The 24,005-nt window shown below is 46.5% G+C and carries 22 protein-coding genes; 1 reads left to right on the forward strand and 21 read right to left on the reverse strand.

Features of this window, described 5'->3' with window-relative positions; all coding sequences use genetic code 11:
• Positions 1 to 821: 821 nt before the first annotated feature.
• From hxlB (BN1938_RS18215) to BN1938_RS18290, 16 genes are all read right to left on the reverse strand, one after another.
• Positions 822 to 1,382 carry a 6-phospho-3-hexuloisomerase gene (hxlB, locus tag BN1938_RS18215; RefSeq protein WP_050641906.1) on the reverse strand — a complete coding sequence of 187 codons (561 nt, stop codon included), beginning with the start codon at positions 1,380 to 1,382 and terminating at the stop codon, positions 822 to 824.
• A 1-nt stretch (position 1,383) separates the two neighbouring features.
• Complete coding sequence (gene hxlA / locus BN1938_RS18220; protein ID WP_050641907.1) at positions 1,384 to 2,019, reverse strand: 3-hexulose-6-phosphate synthase; 636 nt, start codon at positions 2,017 to 2,019, stop codon at positions 1,384 to 1,386.
• Positions 2,020 to 2,115: 96 nt separating this feature from the next.
• Positions 2,116 to 2,601 carry a VOC family protein gene (locus BN1938_RS18225; protein WP_050641908.1) on the reverse strand — a complete coding sequence of 162 codons (486 nt, stop codon included), beginning with the start codon at positions 2,599 to 2,601 and terminating at the stop codon, positions 2,116 to 2,118.
• Between the two features lie 53 nt (positions 2,602 to 2,654).
• The gene (locus tag BN1938_RS18230) at positions 2,655 to 3,221 is read right to left on the reverse strand and encodes an SIS domain-containing protein (RefSeq protein ID WP_050641909.1); all 567 of its coding nucleotides are present in this window, start codon (positions 3,219 to 3,221) and stop codon (positions 2,655 to 2,657) included.
• The gene (locus tag BN1938_RS18235) at positions 3,202 to 4,155 is read right to left on the reverse strand and encodes a ribokinase (protein WP_050641910.1); all 954 of its coding nucleotides are present in this window, start codon (positions 4,153 to 4,155) and stop codon (positions 3,202 to 3,204) included. The genes BN1938_RS18230 and BN1938_RS18235 overlap by 20 nt, the downstream gene beginning before the upstream one ends.
• 94 nt (positions 4,156 to 4,249) lie before the next feature.
• The gene (locus BN1938_RS18240; protein WP_050641911.1) at positions 4,250 to 5,212 is read right to left on the reverse strand and encodes an ABC transporter permease; all 963 of its coding nucleotides are present in this window, start codon (positions 5,210 to 5,212) and stop codon (positions 4,250 to 4,252) included.
• Between the two features lies 1 nt (position 5,213).
• The gene (locus BN1938_RS18245; protein ID WP_050641912.1) at positions 5,214 to 6,236 is read right to left on the reverse strand and encodes an ABC transporter permease; all 1,023 of its coding nucleotides are present in this window, start codon (positions 6,234 to 6,236) and stop codon (positions 5,214 to 5,216) included.
• Positions 6,237 to 6,254: 18 nt separating this feature from the next.
• Positions 6,255 to 7,748, reverse strand: a complete 1,494-nt coding sequence (locus tag BN1938_RS18250; RefSeq protein WP_050641913.1) for a sugar ABC transporter ATP-binding protein — start codon at positions 7,746 to 7,748, stop codon at positions 6,255 to 6,257.
• Between the two features lie 185 nt (positions 7,749 to 7,933).
• Positions 7,934 to 9,049, reverse strand: coding sequence for an autoinducer 2 ABC transporter substrate-binding protein (locus BN1938_RS18255; RefSeq protein ID WP_050641914.1), 1,116 nt, complete (start codon positions 9,047 to 9,049; stop codon positions 7,934 to 7,936).
• An 85-nt stretch (positions 9,050 to 9,134) separates the two neighbouring features.
• On the reverse strand, positions 9,135 to 9,698 hold the full coding sequence (hxlB, locus tag BN1938_RS18260) for a 6-phospho-3-hexuloisomerase (RefSeq protein ID WP_242843886.1): 564 nt from the start codon (positions 9,696 to 9,698) through the stop codon (positions 9,135 to 9,137).
• Between the two features lie 14 nt (positions 9,699 to 9,712).
• Entirely contained in the window at positions 9,713 to 10,729 is a 1,017-nt protein-coding gene (locus tag BN1938_RS18265) for a LacI family DNA-binding transcriptional regulator (protein ID WP_050641916.1), read from the reverse strand.
• A 616-nt stretch (positions 10,730 to 11,345) separates the two neighbouring features.
• Entirely contained in the window at positions 11,346 to 12,014 is a 669-nt protein-coding gene (locus BN1938_RS18270; RefSeq protein ID WP_050641917.1) for a ribulose-phosphate 3-epimerase, read from the reverse strand.
• 2 nt (positions 12,015 to 12,016) lie between these two features.
• The gene (locus tag BN1938_RS18275; protein ID WP_242843887.1) at positions 12,017 to 12,493 is read right to left on the reverse strand and encodes an RpiB/LacA/LacB family sugar-phosphate isomerase; all 477 of its coding nucleotides are present in this window, start codon (positions 12,491 to 12,493) and stop codon (positions 12,017 to 12,019) included.
• Between the two features lie 298 nt (positions 12,494 to 12,791).
• On the reverse strand, positions 12,792 to 13,850 hold the full coding sequence (locus BN1938_RS18280; protein ID WP_242843888.1) for a LacI family DNA-binding transcriptional regulator: 1,059 nt from the start codon (positions 13,848 to 13,850) through the stop codon (positions 12,792 to 12,794).
• Between the two features lie 159 nt (positions 13,851 to 14,009).
• Entirely contained in the window at positions 14,010 to 14,738 is a 729-nt protein-coding gene (locus tag BN1938_RS18285) for a DUF554 domain-containing protein (protein WP_050641918.1), read from the reverse strand.
• Positions 14,735 to 16,720, reverse strand: coding sequence for a putative bifunctional diguanylate cyclase/phosphodiesterase (locus BN1938_RS18290; protein ID WP_082203116.1), 1,986 nt, complete (start codon positions 16,718 to 16,720; stop codon positions 14,735 to 14,737). Before BN1938_RS18290 ends, BN1938_RS18285 begins: the two co-directional genes overlap by 4 nt.
• A 327-nt stretch (positions 16,721 to 17,047) precedes the next feature.
• Here BN1938_RS18290 and BN1938_RS18295 point away from each other — a divergent pair, with 327 nt between their 5' ends.
• Complete coding sequence (locus tag BN1938_RS18295; protein WP_050641919.1) at positions 17,048 to 17,524, forward strand: hypothetical protein; 477 nt, start codon at positions 17,048 to 17,050, stop codon at positions 17,522 to 17,524.
• A gap of 106 nt (positions 17,525 to 17,630) precedes the next feature.
• On the opposite strand, the gene tuf is transcribed toward BN1938_RS18295, so the two are convergent.
• The 5 genes from tuf to proS all read right to left on the reverse strand — a co-directional run bounded on the left by tuf (position 17,631) and on the right by proS (position 23,966).
• Positions 17,631 to 18,824 (reverse strand): elongation factor Tu, encoded by a 1,194-nt coding sequence (tuf, locus tag BN1938_RS18300; protein ID WP_025654562.1) that lies wholly within the window; start codon positions 18,822 to 18,824, stop codon positions 17,631 to 17,633.
• Between the two features lie 119 nt (positions 18,825 to 18,943).
• Positions 18,944 to 21,061, reverse strand: a complete 2,118-nt coding sequence (fusA, locus tag BN1938_RS18305) for an elongation factor G (protein ID WP_050641920.1) — start codon at positions 21,059 to 21,061, stop codon at positions 18,944 to 18,946.
• A gap of 16 nt (positions 21,062 to 21,077) precedes the next feature.
• Positions 21,078 to 21,548 (reverse strand): 30S ribosomal protein S7, encoded by a 471-nt coding sequence (gene rpsG / locus BN1938_RS18310; RefSeq protein WP_025654560.1) that lies wholly within the window; start codon positions 21,546 to 21,548, stop codon positions 21,078 to 21,080.
• A 291-nt stretch (positions 21,549 to 21,839) separates the two neighbouring features.
• On the reverse strand, positions 21,840 to 22,259 hold the full coding sequence (rpsL, locus tag BN1938_RS18315; RefSeq protein ID WP_009001705.1) for a 30S ribosomal protein S12: 420 nt from the start codon (positions 22,257 to 22,259) through the stop codon (positions 21,840 to 21,842).
• 264 nt (positions 22,260 to 22,523) lie between these two features.
• On the reverse strand, positions 22,524 to 23,966 hold the full coding sequence (gene proS / locus BN1938_RS18320; protein WP_025654559.1) for a proline--tRNA ligase: 1,443 nt from the start codon (positions 23,964 to 23,966) through the stop codon (positions 22,524 to 22,526).
• Between the last annotated feature and the right edge of the window lie 39 nt (positions 23,967 to 24,005).

Here is a 24,005-nt window from a genome sequence, read left to right on the forward strand (position 1 = left end):
AATTCTAGGCGGGAAACAGCCCTGAAAATGGAGCACCACTGACACATCACGAGAAATCCGATGATTTCTCGCGCTGGGTCAGCTGATTTTTGGATTCGGAATCCAAAAATCTCTCCATTTTCAGGACTGTTTCCCACCAAGAATTTCTAAGGTCCGCTTTGAGCGTTTTTGAAAGGACATGGATGTTCTCCGGGAGGCTTTCGGCTATCCCTTCATGGAGCTGGCGCATCCAACCGGCAGGAAAAAGCTCGTTTCTAAGAAGGGGCCTCAAGCGGGGGCAGCGTATGGCATTGAATTGTCGGGACTTTTATGTCCCCAGTAGGTGTACATAAGCAGGGGGATACGGCTAACAGTTCATACACATCTTTAAGATGAAAAGACACGCATAGCCAATCCACATCCGCTGCCCTGGTCCGGGATCCCACCCGGTTGGCGGGTTTTCCTGCCGATTGGATGAGCCAGCTTTATGACAGGGAGGCCGGGGAGGCGCTGGGGCTGTATATGCCGTTGCGAAATGCTGGAGTGCGCTTAGTGTTTCTTGAACAGCCGCTGCCGGATAGGCGGGGAAACACTTGATCTCCGAATCAAGTGTTTGCTGAACCCAGCGCGGGAAATCATCAGATTTCCCGTGATGTGTTCAGCGTACCCGCCTAGCCGGCAGCGGCTGTTCTAGAAACACTTAGCAGCACGGGTGCATATCGCAACGGCATATACAGCCCCAGCGCCTCCCCGGCCTCCCTGTCATGAAGCGTCCCCGTCCGTCGACCAGGCTAAAGCTAGCCGACTAAAACCCGATTTACATATTGTCTGGGATGCAATTCCTATTCCAGATTCGCGTGCAAAGAGAACATCTCTTCCTGGGTCCTTCCCATACGCTCCATCAAAATCATGATTATATTATCACAGATCAGCCATGTTGTCTGCTCGAATGCATTTCCCATAGGCTGTACAGATGTAGTCGAAGTCTCCAGTTCACTTTTCGGTGTCACACCAGGAACCTGGATCACCGCATCCGCCATACTGCCGATAGATGCCTGCGGGAAAATAGTAATTACCGCAACCATTGCTCCCTGTTTCTTCGCCTTATCTGCCATCACCTTCAAGCTGCCGGTTTCCCCTGAGCCGGACACGATAACCAGCAGATCTCCCTTCTGGATCGAAGGTGTAGTAGGTTCACCCACGAAGTAAACGGTAAGCCCAAGGTGCATCAGACGGTTGGAGAATGCCCTTGCCACAAACCCGGAACGGCCTGCGCCTGCAACAAATATGCGGCTGCCTTCCTGAATCTTGTCTGCAAACTGTTCCAGCTCCTCCTGCCGGATCTGTTTCGCATTTTCCATCAATTCTTCCAGAATTTTTTTCAAAATCACTGCTTCTGCCATTCTATTCACACTCCTTCATACTGTCTTTAATCGCCTTTGCTGCGCCGGCCGGGTCTGCCGCATGTGCAATCCCGCTTCCCACAATCAGTACCTCAGGCTTTAAAGCCGCATATTCCGGAGTCGTCTCAGGGCTGATGCCGCCGGCAACAGAGATTTTTGCCTTCTCGCAGTGCTTTGCCATGACACGCAGGTCATCTATAGGTTTGCGTCCCGCTGCCTGCTGGTCTGTCCCCACATGCACGGCCATTCCATGTGCCCCCAGTTCCTCCAGCTCACGGATGCGCTTCGGCATATCCGCAACGCAGATCATATCCACCACAATCTCTTTACCATAATGCTCCGCGGCGTCAATGCATCCCTTAATTGTCAGGTTATCTGTTACGCCCAGAACGGTTACATAGTCTGCACCAACTTTCAGGGCTTCTTCTGCCTCGTAATATCCGGCATCCATAATCTTCATATCCGCCAGCACTTCTTTATCGGGAAAGCGCTCCTTAAATATCTGAACCGCGCGCATCCCCTCCTGATAAACAAACGGAGTTCCGATCTCTATGATGTCAATATGCTCCCGCACCTTCTCTGTCAGCTCCAGCGCTTCATCCATTGTCAAATCATCCAGTGCCAATTGTAGTTTCATGCTTTTCTCCTTTTATGAATGGCAACAGTTCAGGCAGCCGTCTGAACTGTTACTATGAATGCTCTTTTACGGTAATAAACTGCTTTGGAACATATACTATTCTGCCGGGTAACGGTAATCCGGTTCTCCGATCGCTCCGCCATTGCCCAGTTCCAGAATAAAACCAAGCTTATCCTCTGAGTCCACATAATAATGGACATCGTTATCAATCCATCCGGTCTGCATGACTTTCATTCCCTTTGCCTCCAGCTCTTCCACATAAGCCTTCAGCTCATCATTATCCGGAATGACCACCTTGAAATGATGCAGGCAGGAACCTTTTCTTTTCAGCGTATCCCAATATACATTCGGCCCTTCGATTGGCTGGATCAGTTCCAGTTCAATGTCCTCATGCCAGCAGACAGCGCAGATAAAGTCAAAACCTTCTGTCTGAAGCTCGCCGTTCACATAGAAATCATGGCATGTGTCCGGACGGAAATGGCGCACATCCCATGGTCCGATCCCAAGAATATCCCAGTAATTCTGCATTGCCTTGTCCACATCTTCCACCAAGATAGCTATCTGTTTAATTAATCCTTTCATTTCCTGTTCCTCCTATTATAATTTTTTACTGTATCCTTCTTGCTTACATTCGGTTATTCCAGATTGGCATGATATTCCCAGAGTCCATCCAGGTCAATCTTTTTATCTTCGATCATCATCATTGCCGTCGTATCGCCAAAGAGCAGCAGAGCCTGCTCAAACAGGGACGTCATGGGCTGTCTGGAATGAATCTCATCTTCCATCTTCGCCCTGCTCTCCACCGGAATCCGCAGAAACAGGTCTGCAACATCCCGTAGACCGCTTGACGGATTACTTCCGATATGGATTACCTTTGCTCCCGCCGCTTTTGCCTTTCTCGCGATTCCGGCGGGAAACAGTGTTTCTCCGCTCCCGGAACCTACCACCAGAACATCCCGGGGGGTAATAGCCGGCTCTGTTATCTCACCTACGATTACGGCCCGTATCCCCAGATGGGCATATCGTTTTGCCATAGCCTCCAATGACAGCAGAACCCTTCCCACACCGACAAAAAATACTTTTTCAGCGCTTTGGATCATCCCGATATAACGGAGCACATCATCGGCATCGATTGCCTCCAGCGCGCATCCACACTCCTCTATGATCACATCATGCATTTCCTTATACTGTTTCTTTTCCATGGGAACCGCCTTCTTTCTCCAAAAATGCTGCCACTTCTGCTTCTTTCGGGATAGATACCTGCGCCCCCATGCGGGATACACAGATTCCCGCAGCCGCATGCGCAAAACGGATGGCGTCCTTCATACTGTCGCCCTTGCACAGGCGGATGGCCAGCGCCGCGCCGAATGTATCTCCTGCAGCAGTGGAATCGACTGCTTTTACTTGAAAGCACGGAATCAGTTCCGCTGCCTTCCCGTCATAGAGTAAAGCACCGCGGGACCCCAGTTTTAGAATCACATACTGGGGGCGCGCCTGATCATACAGCCATTTTGCTGCTTCAACGGCGCGTTCCTCCGTATCGGGATTGATCCCCGTCAGCGCCTCTGTCTCCGCCTCGTTGGGGGATAAGATATAGAGCCCCTGCAGCCGCTCCAGAGGGATACTCATCGCAGGCCCCGCATCCAGGAACACGGGAATGTCCCGCTCTTTTGCCAGTTCATATGTACGATATACGGTCTCCTGAGGCATCTCCAGCTGCATAATTACCATATCGAACTTTTCCGCCTCTAAAGCCGCCTTAACGTCTTCCGCGCATATGCTGCCATTCGCTCCCAGTGCTACATAAGAAACATAGCGCCCGTCAGAATTCAACAGCATCAGCGCAAGTCCTGTCTGCTTCTCTTTGTCAGTTACAATATACTCCGTATGGACTCCGGCTTTTTTCAACTCGTTTTTCAGGGACTCCCCGTTCGTATCTTCGCCGAGCCGTCCCACCATCGTAACATCCGCTCCCTGAAGAGCTGCCGCAATGGCTTGGTTGGACCCCTTTCCGCCTGTAGCATATCCATAATTGCCGCACATAATGGACTCTCCGAATCCCGGTATGGAATTTGCCCCCTCCACGAAAAGATCCATATTCATGCTGCCCACAACTAATATTTTCGGTTTCTCCATAACATCCTCCTGACCGATTCACTTTATTTCCAATCCTTAACTGATAACTGCGGGGCCTCACTGCAATATACATTTGAGGAACCCGCAGAATATATCAGCTGATTTTACTCAGCCTCTGATTTCTTCTCTTGTCAAGGACGAAATTGATAATCAGAACACCAATCAAAGCTATACCCCAGATTAAATCTCTGTAGTAGTTGCTGATGCTTGGGAACATATTCAGATAGGATGACATCATCTGAAGTATGACTACCGCAACGGCGATTCCGGGAATGGTGCCGAAGCCGCCATTCGGATTCACACCGCCCAGCACTGCAATCAGGATACACTGCATCGTGTAACTGCTTCCGAAATCTGCTTTTGCAGAGTTGATTCTTGCAAGACTCAGAAGCCCTGCCACTGCGGATACCAGGCCGGAGAGCATATAGGTACGAATTAATACGGCATTACAGTGGATACCTGCAAATTTGGCCGCTTTTTCATTTGTTCCGACAAGGTATACTCTTGTTCCGAATTTTGTCTTGCTCATAATAAATGTCATGACCACAATCAATATCAAAAATACTACAAAAGAGAGCGGCACATAACCGAACAGCGCTGTAGTCGCAAAGCCGGTATATCCTTCGGGAATACCGCTTACCGTACTGCCGCCGGAGAATATAATCGCAATTCCCATGAACAGCTGGTAGGTTCCCAGCGTAGCCAGCATTGCTGGTATCTTAAGGTAAGATACCAAAAATCCATTGAATGCACCGCAGATCATTCCGACAATCAAAGCAACAAGGATTGCCAATGCAATACTTCCGTTCCCCTGCATCATCAGCCCTGCGATAATACCGCAGAGATTTGCGATATATACGGTAGACAAATCAATTCCTCCGGAAATCATACAGATCCCTACACCAATTGCCATCAGCCCATACTCGGAAAGCTGTTTTGCCATGGTCTGGAAGTTCCCGATCTTGATAAACTCACTTGGCTTTGTAACACAGGCTATCACGATGAAAGCAACAAGTATTATTAATAAACGTTTGATGTTACTGTCCATTTTTTTCATATTATGCCGCCTCCTTCTTTAACCTGGTCTTTACCTTGGCGCCGGCATGGCTCTGAATTGCAGAGATTGCCGTACCTATGATAATAATGGCTCCAATAAATACCTTCTGCCAGTAAACAGAGATTCCAAGAAGAATCAGACTGTTGGATACCATCGTCAGAAGCAGTGTTCCGAGCAGGCATCCCTTCAGGGTTCCGATACCGCCCGTCATTCTCGTGCCACCCAGAATGATGGCCGCAATAACGATCATCTCACCGCCCGCATACTCAGTCGGCAGATATCTCATGGACATGACTGCATAACAGAGTCCTGCCACTGCAGCTATACCGCCGTTTACAACAAAGATTCCGAAACGGATTCCCTTCACGTTAAATCCGGCTCTCTCTGCGGATACTTCGTCGCCGCCGATTGCATACACACCGCGTCCCACAACTGTTTTATTCAGAATCAGGTAGGCAATGATGTAAATAACAATCATAATAACAAATGTCAGCGGCAGTGTGGAACCCAGCCCGCTTTTTGCATTCTTAACTGTTAATAATGACGCTTTTCCAAATGCTGCAAGATTCGCCGGCAGGTCCATTCTCTCTGCCTCGAAAGCCCCCAGCAGGATTCCGCTGAAAATGGAGCTGGTACCCAGTGTTACGATCAGACTTGGAAATTTATACTTTACAATAATGATTCCGTTGAGCGCTCCCATGATACATCCAAATACAATGCCGATAATAAATGTAATGATCCACGGTGCGCCATCCAGCCCCAGACTGTTCGTTACGGTCAGAGCCAGGTAACTGCTCAGCGCCGCAATCAGCGGAAAGGATACATCCGGACCAGTGCTGACAAAAGCCAGCAGTGCACAGATTGCGTAGATAGACGGAACTATCATGGAACGGAGCAGGTCTACGATATTATTGTTAGCGAAAAACAATCCGGATCTCGCCTGTATTACAAGTGACAGAACTACAATGATTAAAAACACATAAAATTCTGTCTGCTTAATCAATCTCTTGAAAAATTTATTCATTTGCACTTCACCCCTTCCCTAGACCGTAGCCTGTGCAAGCGTGCCCGCATTCAGGTCGTCAGCCGACAGATTGCCTGTCACATGTCCCGCCTGCATGACCAGTGCCCTGTCACAGGTTGCAATTACTTCTGACGCGTCATCGGATACAACAATAATTGCCATACCGCTCGCAGCCAGTTCTCGCAGCAGTTTATGGATATCATATTTGGCGCCGATATCCACGCCTACTGTAGGTCCGTTCAGAATTAATACTTTCGGGTGGTTCGCAAGCCATCTGCCGAGAACGACCTTCTGCTGGTTTCCTCCTGAGAGTGTCTGAACCGGGAATTCGTGATTCTTGGTGGCAACCCCGATATCCTTCACCCATTTCGCGGATTCTTCCTCAACCTTTTTACTGCTCAGAATGCCGGCTTTATTAGCCAGCTGGTCCATCTTGCTGACCGTGATATTCCGGATAATCGACTGGGGAAGGAAGAGCCCTTCTGTCAGACGGTCCTCGGGAACCAGGGCAATCCCCAGTTTCTGGGCTTCTGATACACTCTTGATATGCACTTCTTTTCCATCCACCAGCAGCTGTCCGCCTGTTGGCTTGAGCATTCCGAATAATGCCAGAGACAGTTCCGTACGTCCGGATCCCAACTGCCCTGTGACGCCCAGGATCTCTCCCTGATGCAGTTCGAAGCTTACGTTCTCAAATCCGGGAGCGGTAAGGTTTCTTGCTTCCATAACCACATCACCGTACTTGTTTTCATTTACTTCTTTTACAACCTGCGTATCAAAATGACGTCCCGTCATGTAGTAAGCAAACTTTTCCTCTGTCATCTCTTTGGTAGGACAACTGATAACATTTTCGCCATTTCTGAGGATTGTAATGCTGTCTGAAATCTCAAACACTTCATCCAGCTTATGGGATACAAAGAGGATTGTGACCCCATTCTTTTTCAAATCTGTGATAATCTCAAAGAGCCTGGTTACCTCCTTCTTGGTCAGAGCGGTTGTGGGCTCATCCATGATAATCAGTTTTGCATTATCGAGCAGTGCTCTTGAGATTGCAATCAGCTGTTTATCGGCAACCGGAAGCGTCTCAACCAGCGCGTCCAGATCCACATCGAAATTAATTTTTCGGACTGCTTCTTCTGCAATCCTGCGGAACTCCTTTTTGTTGACCAGTTTCTTCTTATTCGCCAGTACCTGGTTAAATGCCAGATTTTCAATTACTGTCAGATTCGGGAAGATTGAAAAATCCTGGTAGATAACCTGGATTCCGGCCTTGATGGCCTCTGCAGGTGTCATGATCGGAAAGCCCTTTCCATCCACTTCTATAGAACCTGCGTCCGGTTTGTAGAACCCGGAAATGACCTTGATAATGGTAGATTTTCCACATCCATTTTCACCTGCCAGACAATGCGTTTCCCCCCGCTTAATTGTCAGATCCACACCTTTGAGAGCATGGACACCGCCAAATGATTTCTTAATTCCTTTTACACAAAGGATATTTTCACTTCCCATCATGTCACCTTGCCTTTCTGTCCTCACTGGGGTAACGTAAATAATCCACCACTTTTCACTTACGTTACCCCAGTCTGGAAAAAAACCGCACATCCCACACGGATGTAAGATGTGCGATTATTACTGTTTTTCCAAAACTCACTTACCTTCAGCTGCCGTCCGGTAAGTCTGATTTCCATTTATAAAATTTAGAAATCGTAGTCGTTGATGTTGTCTTTTGTGATTGTAAGGTCAGCCTGTCCGATGAGACATCTGTTGTCGCCTTCAACCATAGTGATCTTATTGTATCCATCGATACCAAGGTCAGATCCTTCTCCAACTTCCTCACCTGCAAGAATCATAGAAGCAACTTTACACATAACGTATCCAGAGTCTTTTGGATCCCACAGTTTGATTGTGGAGATTGTGCCTGATTCTACGTATGGCTTAAATTCGTTCGGTGTACCTACGCCAACAACCTTAACGTCCAGTCCGAGTTCCTCTACAGCCTTAGCGATACCTGGGCAGTCTGTAGATGCAACACCTGTGAAGCCTTTCAGATCCGGATTTGCTTTCAGGATTTCTTTTGCTCTTTCATAGGATGTATCAATGGATTCTTCTGATTCTGCTGATGGGATTGCACCGTCATTGATCAGTTCCATGTCCGGATATGCTTCCTGCTGACGTTTGTACTGCGCATTTGCATATTCCATATGTGTTGTAGATGTTGTGTAAGCTACCATCAGAGCGTACTTGCCCTTTTCACCCATGTCTTTTGCAAGAGCATCCATGATTGCTGCACCGAAATCGTCCGCTGTAAATGCTTCGGTATCGAATAATGTGTTCTTCTGGTTGGAAGCTTCGTGTGTGATAACTACGATGCCCTGCTCCATAGCGTTCTTCAGGGATGCTTCGATTGCGCCCGGATCGATCGGCACTACACAAAGTGCGTCAACGCCCTGGTTGATCAAATCGTCAATAACCTGTACCTGAGAAGCTGCATCTGCGTTAGCCGGTCCTTTCTGGATTACGTTGATTCCGGTCTCTTCACCGAATTCGTTAACGCCGATTTCCATCCGTTTGAACCAGTTTGCTGTGTTATCCTTTGTTACAACTGCGATTGTCCACTCAGACTTGTCTTTGTCAGACTTGTAATTTGCAATATCAAACAAATCAGTACTGCTTCCTTTGTCTTCCGTTGTGGTCTCTTTCGTTTCCTTCTTTGTGTCTGAGGACGTGGTGGTTTTTTCACTGCTGCATGCCACCATTGAGAGTGTCATTGCTGCCGCTGCCATAATTGCGACAAATTTCTTGAGATTTTTCATAACATTTTTCCTCCTTTTTTGAAAAAATTTATGTGATCGCTCCATGCTTTCGCATGGCCCATTACGGGCATTGTTGCTGCAGACATTATTCTACATTCCGGTGTCTGCTGACCATCTCTTCTTTGCTGATTCCCATCTCTTCTCTCAGCATCATAACCAGCACATCATAGAGAATAAAGAGTGCCTGTTCAAAGAGATTTCCCATCAGCTGCTCTGTAGGAACAAAATCCCCGGTGGCTTTATAAGCCGCTGCCGGCACATTTACTGTCAGGTCTGCAATAGATAAGAGATAACCTTCATTTGATGGCGTTATCAGCGCCAGTGTGGCGCCGTTGTCTTTCGCCATCTTTGCTATATAATTCTCATGACCCACATTCGCGGAGCCGCATGCACAGATCATCAGGTCTCCCTCTCCGATGGACGGTGTGGTATCATCCCAGATCCAGTAAGACTGCTTGCCAAGATGCATCAGCCTCATGGCAAAGGACCGGGTAGACAGTCCTTCCCTTCCCGCTGCCAGCAGGAATATCCTGTCTGTTTTCTTTATGAGTTCCAGAAGATCTCTTACATTGGAATCATCCATTCTGTCAAATACTTCTGTCAGTTCTTTCATCGCCATAGACGATAATTCTTTAAATCTGTCTCCCATATTAACCTCCATTCTCATAATTCCTGAATCCTTAAGACCGGCGTCAGTATGATCTGCTTCAGCGGCCTCTCGGGATATGCGATCCTGTCATTTAGAAGCCGTATTGCCTGACGGCCCATCTGGCTGGCATCCCGCTCAATATAGTTGAACTTGTTGTGAATCACATCGAATGCCTCAATTCTGTCCAGCCCGATACATGCAATATCTCTTGACAGACGCTCGTCCCTTTCATAGAGTGCTTTCAGAAAGCCGAGGCTGGTTCTGTTGTTACAGGTTAGCACTGCGGTGGGGCGGTCCTCCATAGAAAGCAGCTTTTTGGAAAGCTTATATGCTTTCGTCATCCGGTAATCCCCTTCAAATATGTACCGCTTCTCCAGAGGAATACCTGCATCGTGGATGGCTCTCTCATAACCTTTGTAGCGAACCCTGGCCAATACCCTGTCCATCGTCGCATTCAGAAGGCCGATCTTCGTGTGCCCCGCCCTGATCAAAGCCATCGTGGCCTCATACAGACCCTTCTCATCATCAAAAAAAACTCCGTCATACTCCTCCAGACTGTCCGTCTGGCGGTCCATAATCACGATTGGGGCGTTCAGATCTTTCAAAAGCTTGTTGATCTCTCTCTGCTGTTCCCTGGTTGTATAATCAACCGCCGGTGTGTAAAGCAGCCCTCTCACTCTGTGCTCCTTCAGCATCAGCAGCGCTTTCTTATCCTTGTCCGCGCTGTCATCTGAATTGCAGCAGATTAAAGTATAATTGTATTTGTCTGCGATCTCCGTGATCCCCCTGAGCATCTCCCCGAAAAACGGGTTATCAACCTCCGGTACTATCACACCGATCGTATTCGAGCTCTGCCTCGACAGGTTCCGGGCCGTAGCCGAAGGAGAAAAATGGCGCTTCTCCATTATCTCCAGAACCCGTTCCTTCGTCTCCGTCTTAACGGAAGCTGATTCATTCAACACCCGCGACACTGTCGCCTTCGAAACGCCCGCCTCTTTTGCAATATCATTGATCGTAAATTCTTTAGGCATATTTCATTTCCCCCGCTGAATGTTTGTAACCGGTTTCAGTAAAATCATTATTGCACACAACCTCCCCCTCGTCAACCCCTCATCACATTTTCCTCATACTTTCGTCGTTTTTAATGTTTTTAGCACCACATTTTTGTATATATTCCACAAAATAATCGACATATTTTTATCTTTCCATTATCCTCCATATTTCGACATCATCCCCCATATTCCCCCAAAAAGAAAGCGGTTTCTGAAAAACAACTCGAAAAATGTCCCTCATTCCCCCAATTCTCCCCCGTCACATCCAACTCCATCCGCCGTCCCCGTTCCGCGCTCCCTCCATATGCGGCCACATTTCCGTCATGATGAACCAGCCGCTTGAACCGAATACAGGGCTGGCTAAAAACGTAAAAGGACTGTTAGCTGGAGTTAAGGAAAAGAGACGAAAAACCGGGACAAAACTTGTAATTCCGAATTACAAGTTTTCCTGGGCCCAGCGCGCGAAGCCATCAGGCTTCGGGTGATGTGCCCAGGTTGTCCCGGTTTTTCGTCTCTTTTCCTTTACTCCAGCTTACAGTCCTGTCCCGTTTTAAGCCAGCCCTGTATTCGGTTCAAGCGGCGTCCCTTATGCGTTTCAACTGACCGCAATAACCCGCCGCATAAGCCGAATCCCCTCCCGCATTCCATCAATCCCATTCATGAAGCTGGAAGATCCGGCCACAAAGATATCCGCATGTTTTTTAGACATTTCCCCTGCCAGTTCATAACTTACGTTTCCATCAACCTCAATCTCTATATGCTGATATCCCCGTTCGTCAAGATAGTTCCTGCAGTCTTCGATCTTCTGGATCGTCTGCGGGATTGCCTTTTGTCCCGCAAACCCCGGATTTACGGTCATAACAAGAAGACCGTCCATGTCATCCAGGACGTACTGGAGTTCCTCCACTCTTGTCGAAGGATTAATCGCAACCATTGGCTTTGCACCTGTGGCCCTGATTGCCTGAAGTGCCTTCTGCAGATGCTGTGTGCTCTCGGCGTGGACAGAGACATACTCCCCCTCCTGGAAATCAAACCACGCAATTTTCCTTTCCGGATTGTTTATCATAAGATGTACGTCCAGCGGTATATCTGTTGTCTTTCGGAGCTGCCGTACATAATCCGTCCCCAGCGTATAATTGGGCACATATTCACCATCCATAATGTCAATATGAAGGTATTCTATTTTTTCTTCTTCAAATATTTTCAAATATTCATTCAGTTTGTCGATTTCCACACACATCATGGATGGTGATATCTTCTTCATTGCTACCCCTCCTCATTTGGATATACCGTTTTTTCAAATTCTACCAGCTGATCATATTCCTTTTCCACAATTCTGGCCATCTCCGGTGTGAGGCCTGACATATGCTCTGCTTCCAGCCAGGCGTTGGCCATCTCGATCCCCATTTCATTGCCTATGATAAAACCGCCCATGCACAATACATTCGTATTATTCACCGCTTTGGCCCTCCTGGCCTGATACAGGCTTTCACACAGGGCCGCATAGACGCCTCTGTGCTTGTTGCATATAATGCTGACTCCCATACCCGTACCGCATATCGCAATGCCCCTGTCGTATTCCCGGCTCTGAACGCCCTGTGCCACCGCTACTGCCGCTTCCTGGAACAGCACGGGAGCCTCCGGATCTATATCTGTAATATCGTAGCCTTTCTTTAGCAAATCTGCTTTGATCGCATTCTTCAGTTCAAAACCTGCCGGATCGGCACCCATAATAATTTTCAAGATGATTCCTCCTGCCATAATCGATATTTTATGTAACCGCTTTATTAATATTAGTTATATATGGCAATAAATGCCCATATTTAAGGTATTAAGAAAATTTTGTACACTCTATTTTGCTGTAACCGGTTACAAGTTGTTATAAATATAACTCCTTTCCACACCATTTGTCAATGAACTGGCTTTTTATTTTCTAATTTCATAAAATCCCACAAAAAAACCATCAGCATACGGCTATGCATCTTATTTTACATTGTGTAATCTGCACAAACCGTCTCTGATGGTTCATTTTTATCTTCTTTTAAAGGCTCTGCTTTACGAATGGGGATTCAATAATAATATGCCGGTAAGCCCTGTCTGGAAATGCAATGCGGTTAATCAGCTGTTCCAGGGCTTTCTGCCCCATCTGATATGCGTCCCGCTCTATGTAATTGTAGGGAATTCCCAGGATATTCAGCATCTCCATCTTATCAAGGGATACGTTCTTGTAGTCTAAAGGTATTGACCTGCCGCTCTCATACACCGCCTCCAGAAATCCCTTTGTAGTATCATTATTGCAGGTAATTACTGCCGTCGGCTGAACCGGAAGCTTCATCATCTCTTTTGTCATCATATAGGCGCTCTGTATGCTATAATCCCCGAGCATAATATATTCCTCCGGTATGGTCAGTCCGGCCTCTTCCACTGCCCTCTCGAATCCACTCTGCCGCTGCCTGCCCAGCACCCTTTCCTGCGTCCCGTTAATGATTGCAATCCTTGTATGCCCCGCCTCAATCACTTCACGTGTTGCTTCGTACATCGCCGCGCTGTCATCAAAAAACACGCCGTCTACCGGCAGATCTATGTTCCTGTCGGCAATAACCACCGGTGCATCCAGAGTACGCAGGTAGCGGTTCAGTACTTTTCTCTCGTTCTTTTCCTCATAGGAAACTGCCGGTACGTAGATCAACCCCCGTACTCTGTGTCCGGCCAGAATCTCCAATGTCTGCAGATCTTTTTTCTTACTGTCATCCGAATTAAAGCACATGATGGTCAGTTCATTTTTATCGGCAACGTGTATCATACCGCGAAGCATTTCGCCAAAAAACATATTGTCCACCTGCGGCAGTATTACTCCGATTGTACTGGATTTCCTGTTCGACAGATTTCTCGCCGTCACCGAAGGACGGTAATTTTTCTCCTCCATCACCCGCTGGACTGTTTTCCTCGTTTTCTCATCAACTACGTCCGGATGATTCAGTACACGTGACACAGTTGCTTTAGATACACCTGCACATCGGGCTATATCGTTGATTGTTACATTTGGCATCTCTTTAGACCTCGGTTTCATTGGTATCATAATAATTTCGTTTGCTTTCATTATAACTCATCTTTTCCGGGGTTACAATAATAGAACCCTATAAAATCCAGTGTTTTCCATGCTTTTTCCATAAGAGCCGAAAAAGCATATGGACCCCCGGCCGGTATATACACCTGCCAGAAGTCCATATCTTTATCTGATACCAACATTGGTATAAATTTAATGTAGAAATGTAAGAAAGTTATATACGATAGGCACCAATATTGCCGGGAGCATGTTCCCCACCTTGATCATCTTCTTAAACGCCAGATTCACACCGACACAGAATATAAGGACGGAACCTATGCAGGACAGATTCGAAATCAGTGTCTCGTTCATGTAGCCCGATATCAACGAAGCCCCCAGGGTAATTCCTCCCTGATAGACCCCCAGAGGAATCGCAGCAAACATCACTCCAATTCCCAATGTGGATGCGAATACCATCACAATCACAAAATCCAGAAGCGATTTGGCCAGGAGCATCGTATAGTCGCCTGTCAGTCCATCCTGTATAGAGCCTACGATTGCCATTGCTCCGATGCAAATCACCAGTGTAGCCGTAACGAATCCGTTCACAAACTGGGTATCTTTCTTAGCATTTACAAGGGCTTTCAAGGTATCTCCCAGATGTTCCATATGCAGTTCTATATTCAGTGCTTCTCCCAGAAGGCTTCCAAGTACCAGAGAAAATACAAGAAGCATGGTATTCTGCGTCTCCAGCGCCCCTTGCGGGGTAATCTTGAGCAGCCCGGTAAGTGCCCCGCCTATTCCAATAAAAATAGTTGCAATACCGCATGCCTGCATCAGGATATCCTGAAAGCGCTGCCTTAATCCGTTTTTAATCAGTAAACCAATCCCGCTGCCTGCAATTACAGCTGCAACATTGACAATTGTTCCTAACCCCTTCATGCAAATTCTCCATTATCCTGGTAATACACTCCCTGATCTGCGCTGATTTGTCCGCACGCTTTTCCCTCGTGCAGCAATCCTTCCTCTACCGCGTTATTCTGAGCAGTTCTTTTTGCCGCCTCTGTCTCACCGCTGTTCTTCTCAAAAAGCAGGCTTTCGTAGTCTTGTTCCGGCATCGGCCTGTAGAAGACATATCCCTGTATCATATCACAGCCAATGCCGCGCAGTACTTCCGCCTGTTCCTCCGTCTCGATTCCCTCAGCCACTGTTACCACTCCAAACTGCTTCACCAGCTTAATAATCCCCTCTACAAGGAGCCTGTCCTTTTCTTTAGACGTGATATTCGGGAAAAAAGCAGCATCTATTTTCAGGACGTCAACATTCAGATTCTGCACCGTACTAAGTGAAGAATATCCTTTTCCAAAATCATCGATGGAACTGGAGAACCCGGCGCTGTGAAGATCCTCAACGATCTTGCTCAGCTCATCCCAGTTATCAAACAGAATGGTCTCCGTAAACTCGATCTCCAGAAGACTGGGGGGAATGTTATACTTATCCCGTATCTCTGTGTAGATGCTGACAAAATCGCTGTTATAGAACTGGAGGCGGGATACATTAACTGAGACCGGAAGCGCTTGCAGTCCATCATCCAGCAGATGCCTCAGCCACCTGCAGACTTCCTCAAAAATATATCTGTCCAGAAGAGGTATTGTGTAATTTTTTTCAAAGACAGGGATAAAATCACTTGGTGGAATGATTGTGCCATCCGCCTTCTGCCAGCGCGCCAGCGCCTCTGAACAGACAATCTGGTTTGTCTTCAGATCCACTTTGGGCTGATAGTAGACTTTAAATTCTTTATTCTCAAGCGCACTTCCCATACAGCTTTCAATATCTTTTTCAAGGAACAGCTGCCGGCGTATGCTCTCGTTATAAAAGCGGTATCTGTCAAACTTGCCCGTCTTAACAGCCTTTCTGGCAAAATTTGCCCGGTCCATCAGGCCTTCTATTTTCAGGCTCTCTATTACATCCTCAAGACAGCAGAGCCCGCAGCAGACGGATAGAATATGTCTGTTTCCGGAATTGCGCATATAATCTGTGATCTTTTTGTCAACCTCTTTCTGACGGTTCAGGACATCCTTTTTAGTCTCATAGTGTCTTAGAATCACAAAATTATCGGCATTGACCCGCCCGACTACCTCTTTTTCATCCAGGTCTTGTTCCAGTATGCCGCCGTATTCTTTCAGTATACGGTCTCCCCATTCATAGCCGAATACATCATTTATATACTTAAAATCTGCAAAATCCACATAAAAGACAGCGTATTTCAGCCCGCTGTTCTCATCCAGAAACTCCTGTGCAGTCTTTTTAAACTTATCTACTGTATAGACATTAGTAAGGATATCCCTTCCTGCTTTATCCTCCAGGCTTTTATTCGCATGTTCCAGATTCAGCATCTTTCTGAGGCTGGACCAGAAGATCAGAAGCCAGATAAGAACAATGCAGATAATCAACACAACTGTCATCCGAAGAAGGTTCGTTGTACGGTGTTTAGAATATGCCTCTGCTGCAAACACCGTTTCGTTCGCCTGATTAAAATAAATCTCACTGTTTTCAAGCAGCACTTTTGCATCCGTATACCCACCCCGGTAATTATAGATATCTTCTTTCAGGCTTGCCCATTCGGTTGCCAGTTCCCCCAGGCACGCCCTGTATTCTTTATCGTCAGGAAGGATCAGACCATATTTGCCTTCGCCCGCACTCAGATTGTCCATAATGTCGTCCAGGTATGTAATCAAACTATCACTGGGCTGATTGTTCATTTCCAGCTTCACGAGACGCTGGGTGGCGCCGCGGACAATACCGACATAGTTAATTAACTGGCCATAAGACTGCGAACTATAAACCGAACGTAACACAAACACAATTAGAAGATCCATGGCAAGAAAAAAACCAAGAAGAGCATACTTCCATTTTGCTTTCATTCCATTTGCCCTGTGCCTTTGTAACCCAGGGAAATCCCCTGTACAAAAACGCTCCCTTTCCCTCATACTTAATAAATCCTTTATAGATAAGTATAACATGCACAGGTTAATATTTCCACACTAAATGAGCCTTTAGAACAGCCGTATTTTCCGTCTTCGCGAACACTTTATCACGGGACAGTCACAGAACTTCATATCCCGTCCGCCCACCGCCGTATCAATGTCTGCTCTGTCCGTTCCCCATACATTCACTTGGACTGCAGCCGACAAATAAGATTTGCAACAAGAAAATTTCTGCATATACTAATAAAAAAGGAATTTTTATTTATGGCTAATACAATTTATACTCCAATCACCGGTATGATTCGAAACATTACACCATTTTCCGGAGAATGCTGTTCCCAGCTCATCAGTCTGATGACAGATAATGGTCCTGTTAACTTTGTATCCTCTCCCGATACTTACATTGTGAACAATACTTTTTTACTGCCAGGCATGCGTGTCACTGCATTCTTTGATCCAAATCAGCCTGTACCGCTCATCTACCCTCCGCAGTACAGAGCGGCTGTTATCAGTCTTACAATGCGCAATGAACAGATTGCTTATGGGTTCTTTGACCGGAATCTGCTGGCGGCTGATCAGTCACTGCAGTTAAATATCGGTCCTTCAACGAATGTTGTAACGGGGAATGGACAGCGTTTTAACTGTACCATCGGCGGACGAAACCTGATTGTGTTCTATAGCAATACTACACGGAGTATTCCGCCTCAGACTACACCGAGAAAAATCATTGTTATGTGTTGATCTATCGCTTGTAGAATTGATTTGCATTTTAACAAAAAAACCGCAACCCTTGAATACTCAAGGATTGCGGTATTTTTATTATAATTCAGTGCTATGAAATCAATGATTAATCAAGAATCTTAGCAACTTTTCCTGATCCAACTGTACGACCACCTTCACGGATAGCGAATCCAAGACCCTCTTCCATAGCTACCGGGTGAATCAGTTCGATTGTCATCTCTACGTTATCTCCAGGCATGCACATCTCAACTCCGTCCGGCAGATCGCAAACACCTGTTACGTCTGTTGTTCTGAAGTAGAACTGTGGTCTGTAGTTGTTGAAGAATGGTGTATGACGTCCACCTTCATCTTTTGTCAGAACGTATACCTGAGCTGTGAATTTCTTGTGGCACTGTACTGTACCTGGTTTGATCAGAACCTGTCCTCTTTCGATTTCAGTTCTCTGAACACCACGAAGCAGAGCACCGATGTTATCTCCAGCCTGAGCCTCATCAAGCAGTTTACGGAACATCTCGATACCTGTTACAACAGTTTTCTTGATGTCTTCGTGGATACCGATGATCTCAACTTCATCAGATACATGAAGTGTACCACGCTCTACTCTACCTGTAGCAACTGTACCACGTCCTGTGATAGAGAATACGTCCTCTACAGGCATCAGGAATGGCTTGTCTGTATCACGCTGCGGATCTGGAACCCAGCTGTCAACTGCGTCCATAAGTTCCATGATCTTGTCTCCCCATTCTCCTGAAGGATCTTCAAGAGCTTTCAGAGCTGATCCCTGGATGATCGGTGTGTCATCTCCCGGGAACTCATACTCGTCAAGAAGTTCACGGATTTCCATCTCTACTAATTCAAGAAGCTCTTCATCGTCTACCATATCGCATTTGTTCATGAATACTACGATATAAGGTACACCTACCTGACGGGACAGAAGGATATGCTCTTTTGTCTGAGCCATAACACCGTCAGTAGCAGCTACTACAAGAATAGCTCCGTCCATCTGAGCAGCACCTGTGATCATGTTCTTTACATAGTCAGCATGTCCTGGGCAGTCAACGTGTGCATAGTGACGTTTGTCTGTCTCATACTCAACGTGAGCTGTAGAGATTGTGATACCACGTTCTCTTTCCTCTGGAGCTTTATCAATGTTTTCGAAATCAACTGCTGCGTTACCAGCAACTCTCTGAGAAAGTGTCTTTGTAATAGCAGCTGTTAATGTTGTTTTACCATGGTCAACGTGTCCGATGGTACCAATATTAGCATGTGGTTTTGTTCTTTCAAATTTAGCTTTTGCCATTTTGAATAATCCTCCTTAATATATAGCCCATTTTCGGGCATTTTATTGGTTTTCGCTTTTACTCGGCTAATTCTGATTATATTTCAAAAGGCCGGGTTTTTCAAGCCTTTTTCTGATATTTAGGCATTTTTATTGGATAACACTTTTTCCTGTACAGACTTCGGTACCGGCTCGTAGCTCTCGAAGAACATGGAGTAGTTTCCGCGTCCCTGTGTCCTGGAACGGAGGTCTGTGGAATAGCCAAACATCTCGGACAATGGCACAAATGCGCGGACAATTTTACCGCCGCCCAGATCATCCATACCTTCAATACGTCCACGGCGTGAGTTGATATCACCGATGATATCTCCCATATATTCTTCTGGCATTGTGACTTCTACTTTCATGATTGGCTCAAGAAGTACGGGTGATGATTTTCTCATGGCATCTTTGAATGCGAGAGAGCCGGCAATGTGGAATGCCATTTCACTTGAATCGACTTCATGGTAAGAACCGTCATATACAGTCGCATGAACACCAACAACCGGGAATCCTCCGAGGATACCGGACTTCATAGCTTCTTCGATACCCTGGCCTACAGCCGGAATATATTCTTTCGGAATCGATCCGCCGACTACGCTGGAGTCGAACTTGTAAATCTCTTCTCCATTGACATCCATTGGTTCAAATTTAACTTTACAGTGTCCGTACTGTCCACGTCCACCTGACTGTTTTGCATACTTGCTGTCTACGTCTACAGGTTTTGTGAAGGACTCTTTGTAAGCAACCTGCGGTGCACCTACGTTAGCCTCTACCTTGAATTCACGCAGAAGTCTGTCTACGATGATCTCCAGATGAAGCTCACCCATACCTGCGATGATTGTCTGTCCTGTCTCTTTATCTGTGTGTGCACGGAATGTCGGGTCTTCCTCTGCAAGTTTTGCAAGGGATTCTCCAAGCTTGCCCTGAGAAGCCTTTGTCTTTGGCTCAATTGCGAGCTCGATAACCGGCTCTGGGAATTCCATGGACTCCAGGATAACCGGATGCTGTTCGTTACAGATTGTATCACCTGTTGTTGTGAACTTGAATCCGATAGCAGCAGCGATGTCTCCTGCATATACTTTATCCAGTTCTGCTCTCTTATTGGCATGCATCTGAAGGATACGTCCAACACGTTCTTTTTTGCCTTTTGTTGCGTTCAGCACGTAAGAACCGGAGTTTATGGAACCGGAGTATACTCTGAAGTAAGCAAGCTTACCTACAAACGGGTCTGTCATAATCTTAAATGCCAGTGCTGAGAATGGTTCTTCATCAGATGAATGTCTCACCACGTTGTTTCCGTCCGCATCCACACCTTCGATTGGCGGGATATCTGTCGGAGCCGGCATATATTCGATCACTGCATCCAATAACTTCTGGACACCTTTGTTTCTGTACGCTGTACCGCAGCATACCGGAACAGCTGTACACTCGCAGGTTCCCTTTCTCAGGGCAGCCTTCAGTGCTTCAACAGAAGGTTCTTCACCCTCCAGGTATTCCAGCATCAGATCGTCGTCTAATTCGCAGATCTTCTCGACTAATTCTGTACGATACAGTTCTGCGTCGTCTTTCATATCATCCGGAATCTCTACTACAGAAATATCTTCGCCTTTATCATCATTATAGATATAAGCCTGCATCTCCATTAAGTCGATGATTCCTTTGAATTCGTCTTCTTTGCCGATTGGCAGCTGAAGACAAATTGCATTTTTACCAAGTCTGTTCTTGATCTGCTCTACAGCATTGTAGAAATCAGCTCCCAGAATGTCCATCTTATTGATGAACGCCATTCTCGGTACGTTGTATGTGTCTGCCTGACGCCATACGTTTTCTGACTGGGGCTCAACACCGCCCTTAGCACAGAATACACCTACGGCACCATCCAGCACACGAAGTGAACGTTCAACTTCTACGGTAAAGTCAACGTGTCCCGGTGTATCGATAATATTAATTCGATGTTCCAGGGCACCCGGCTTTGGCTGCGTCTTTTCTTCCAAAGTCCAGTGACATGTTGTAGCAGCTGAAGTAATTGTGATACCTCTCTCCTGTTCCTGCTCCATCCAGTCCATGGTCGCAGTACCCTCGTGAGTATCACCTATCTTATAGTTTACACCAGTATAATACAGGATACGCTCAGTCAATGTTGTCTTACCAGCATCGATATGAGCCATGATCCCTATATTCCTGGTCCTTTCTAGTGGATATTCTCTTCCAGCCAAGATTTTTTCCTCCTAATTAAAAACGGTAGTGAGCAAATGCTTTATTTGCCTCTGCCATCTTATGCATATCTTCTTTCTTCTTCACTGATGAACCAGTGTTATTGGCTGCATCCAGAATTTCATTTGCAAGCCTTTCTTCCATTGTCTTCTCACCTCTGTTGCGAGAATAGGTTGTTAACCAGCGAAGTGCAAGAGCCTGTCTTCTGTCTGCTCTTACTTCGATCGGCACCTGATAAGTTGCACCACCGATACGTCTTGCCTTTACTTCGAGAACTGGCATGATATTATTCATTGCTTCCTCGAAAACCTCGATAGCCGGCTTATCAGCCTTTGCCTCAACTCTCTCAAACGCTCCGTATACAATCTTCTGTGCTACACCCTTCTTACCATCTAACATAATGTTGTTGATAAGTTTGGTAACAACCTTATTGTTGTATATTGGATCCGCTAATACATCTCTTTTTTGAGTATGTCCTTTACGTGGCACGGTCCTTCCCTCCTTAATCATTATTTCCGGTCTCTGCCGGGATTAATTCATCGGTACTCACATGTGTCTTTCTATGGAAATCGCGCTTCATGTGCTCGTGGCCGCGGGACCTATCTATAAAAGTCAGCGCTTCATCTTTTGAATGATAATAAGCGCCTGCATAAATCCGCAACCTTTGCTTATTGAACTGCTAATGTTCAATAAGATTCGATAATCATAGTTCTGTTTGTGATACGATTTAACTGTTTAGTTACATAATCTGCTAATTAGACAAACCTTTAAAAGCCGCTTTTATTTTGCGTCTTTTGGTCTCTTAGCGCCGTATTTAGAACGAGCCTGTCTTCTCTTAGCAACACCTGCTGTATCAAGTGTACCTCTTACGATATGGTATCTTGTACCTGGCAGGTCCTTAACTCTTCCTCCACGGATCAGAACAACACTATGCTCCTGCAGGTTGTGTCCTTCACCTGGGATATAGCTTGTTACTTCGATTCCATTAGAGAGACGAACTCTGGCGATTTTTCTCAGAGCTGAGTTAGGCTTCTTTGGTGTAGCTGTCTTAACAGCTGTACATACACCCCTCTTCTGTGGTGCAGATACATTCGTAGCACGTTTCTGCAGAGAGTTGTATCCTTTCTGAAGTGCCGGTGCTGTAGATTTCTTTTCAGAAGTCTGACGTCCTTTTCTAACTAACTGGTTAAATGTTGGCATTCTTTTTCACCTCCTATGATTCTTTCGTTTCCTTCTCACTTATGTGGAAAGGGGTTGCAGATAATCGTAATTATCTTGATTTACGCGCCAAAAAATAATGCCTTTTTATGCACGCTAAATTAGTTTATTACGTTTTTGCGGGAAAGTCAAGGGATTTTCGATGATTTTTACGGAACTTTTTTGTTTCTTGATGTTCAAAGGGGTCAGCCCCCTCTGCAAAAGGGTCGGCCCCCTTTGCAGAAGGGACTGGCCCCTCCTAACAGTTTAGTACGCTTTTCCCCAGTAGACCATATGCTTCGCCGGTTTTCCGCAGCAGATGCACACGTCTGAGAGATGTTCTTCGTCATCCGGGATACATCTGGAAGATGCACCGCCTGTCTGGGTTTTGATTTCGTCTTCACAAGCCTCGTCGCCACACCACATTGCTTTGATAAATCCACGGTTGCCTTGGAATTTTTCGTTCATTTCTTCCATCGTTACCGCACTGTCTATATGAGCATCCAGAAATGCTTTTGCCCTGTCAAACATATCTTTCTGGATTGTTTCCAGAATGTCGCCCAGTTTTGTGGTGATCTCATCCATGGATACGACGATCTTTTCTCTCGTATCGCGCCGGACTACTACAACCTGATTGTTTTCAATGTCTTTTGGACCGATTTCTATTCTGGTCGGGATGCCGAGCATCTCCTGCTCACTGAATTTCCACCCGGGACTCTTCTCCGAATCATCGATCTTCGCCTTATAGCCCGCATCCTTCAGGGCGCCAAGCAACTCGTTCGCCTTCTCGAGAACGCCTTCTTTGTGCTGGGCAATCGGAATCACTCTCGTCTGAACAGGTGCAATTCTCGGCGGCAGCACCAGACCGCTGTCATCGCCGTGCACCATGATAATGGCGCCGATGATTCTGGTGGACAGCCCCCAGGATGTCTCGTATACACTGTGCAGCTCGTTATTCTTATCCGCATATTTGATGTCAAATGCATCCGGAAATGCATTTCCGAAGAAATGGCTTGTTGCGGACTGCAGTGCCTTTCCATCGTGCATCAGCGCCTCCACTGTGTATGTGTCCTGCGCCCCGGCAAACTTTTCACTTTCTGTTTTCCGCCCGGAAATCAGGGGAATTGCCAGGTCATCCTGAATAAAGTCTCTGTATACATCACGCATGGTTAGTGTCCGCTGCTCCGCCTCTTCGTAAGTTGCATGGATCGTATGTCCTTCCTGCCACAAGAATTCTCTGGAACGCAGGAACGGTCTCGTGGTCTTTTCCCAGCGCAATACGGAACACCACTGATTCCATACTTTCGGCAGATCCCGGTAAGACTGCACTGTTCTGCTCCACAAATCACAGAACATGGTCTCTGATGTAGGCCTGATGCAGAATCTTTCCTGCAGTCTCTCCAGGCCTCCGTGGGTCACCCATGCTACTTCAGGAGCAAATCCTTCAATATGGTCTGATTCTTTCTGAAGCAGTGCCTCCGGGATCAGAACAGGAAGATAGACATTCTCTACTCCGGTCTCTTTAAACCGCCGGTCGAGGCCGCTCTGGATATTCTCCCAGATTGCATACCCATTGGGCAGATAATTCAGGCATCCCTTTACTCCCGAATAGTCGCACAGCTTTGCCTCACGGACTACATCTGTATACCATTGTGCAAAATCCTCGTCTCTTGATGTGATTGATTCAACCAGTTTCTTTTCCTTAGCCATAATATGTCTCCTTTTCCATTCTCCAGGGCCCCTGCCCCG

It is taken from the genome of Eubacterium sp. SB2, assembly GCF_001244405.1.
GTDB lineage: Bacteria > Bacillota > Clostridia > Lachnospirales > Lachnospiraceae > Faecalicatena > Faecalicatena contortus_B.

Coding starts and splice junctions, on each gene's coding strand:
- BN1938_RS18225 (WP_050641908.1), bottom strand. CDS start 2,601: ATGAAAGGATTAATTAAACAGATAGCTATCTTGGTGGAAGATGTGGAC.
- BN1938_RS18265 (WP_050641916.1), bottom strand. CDS start 10,729: ATGCCTAAAGAATTTACGATCAATGATATTGCAAAAGAGGCGGGCGTT.
- BN1938_RS18240 (WP_050641911.1), bottom strand. CDS start 5,212: ATGAAAAAAATGGACAGTAACATCAAACGTTTATTAATAATACTTGTT.
- proS (WP_025654559.1), bottom strand. CDS start 23,966: ATGGCTAAGGAAAAGAAACTGGTTGAATCAATCACATCAAGAGACGAG.
- tuf (WP_025654562.1), bottom strand. CDS start 18,824: ATGGCAAAAGCTAAATTTGAAAGAACAAAACCACATGCTAATATTGGT.
- hxlB (WP_050641906.1), bottom strand. CDS start 1,382: ATGGCAGAAGCAGTGATTTTGAAAAAAATTCTGGAAGAATTGATGGAA.
- BN1938_RS18250 (WP_050641913.1), bottom strand. CDS start 7,748: ATGATGGGAAGTGAAAATATCCTTTGTGTAAAAGGAATTAAGAAATCA.
- hxlA (WP_050641907.1), bottom strand. CDS start 2,019: ATGAAACTACAATTGGCACTGGATGATTTGACAATGGATGAAGCGCTG.
- BN1938_RS18270 (WP_050641917.1), bottom strand. CDS start 12,014: ATGAAGAAGATATCACCATCCATGATGTGTGTGGAAATCGACAAACTG.
- BN1938_RS18285 (WP_050641918.1), bottom strand. CDS start 14,738: ATGAAGGGGTTAGGAACAATTGTCAATGTTGCAGCTGTAATTGCAGGC.
- hxlB (WP_242843886.1), bottom strand. CDS start 9,698: ATGGGAGACAGATTTAAAGAATTATCGTCTATGGCGATGAAAGAACTG.
- BN1938_RS18230 (WP_050641909.1), bottom strand. CDS start 3,221: ATGGAAAAGAAACAGTATAAGGAAATGCATGATGTGATCATAGAGGAG.
- BN1938_RS18245 (WP_050641912.1), bottom strand. CDS start 6,236: ATGAATAAATTTTTCAAGAGATTGATTAAGCAGACAGAATTTTATGTG.
- BN1938_RS18235 (WP_050641910.1), bottom strand. CDS start 4,155: ATGGAGAAACCGAAAATATTAGTTGTGGGCAGCATGAATATGGATCTT.
- BN1938_RS18290 (WP_082203116.1), bottom strand. CDS start 16,720: ATGAAAGCAAAATGGAAGTATGCTCTTCTTGGTTTTTTTCTTGCCATG.
- rpsL (WP_009001705.1), bottom strand. CDS start 22,259: ATGCCAACATTTAACCAGTTAGTTAGAAAAGGACGTCAGACTTCTGAA.
- BN1938_RS18280 (WP_242843888.1), bottom strand. CDS start 13,850: ATGAAAGCAAACGAAATTATTATGATACCAATGAAACCGAGGTCTAAA.
- BN1938_RS18255 (WP_050641914.1), bottom strand. CDS start 9,049: ATGAAAAATCTCAAGAAATTTGTCGCAATTATGGCAGCGGCAGCAATG.
- BN1938_RS18295 (WP_050641919.1), top strand. CDS start 17,048: ATGGCTAATACAATTTATACTCCAATCACCGGTATGATTCGAAACATT.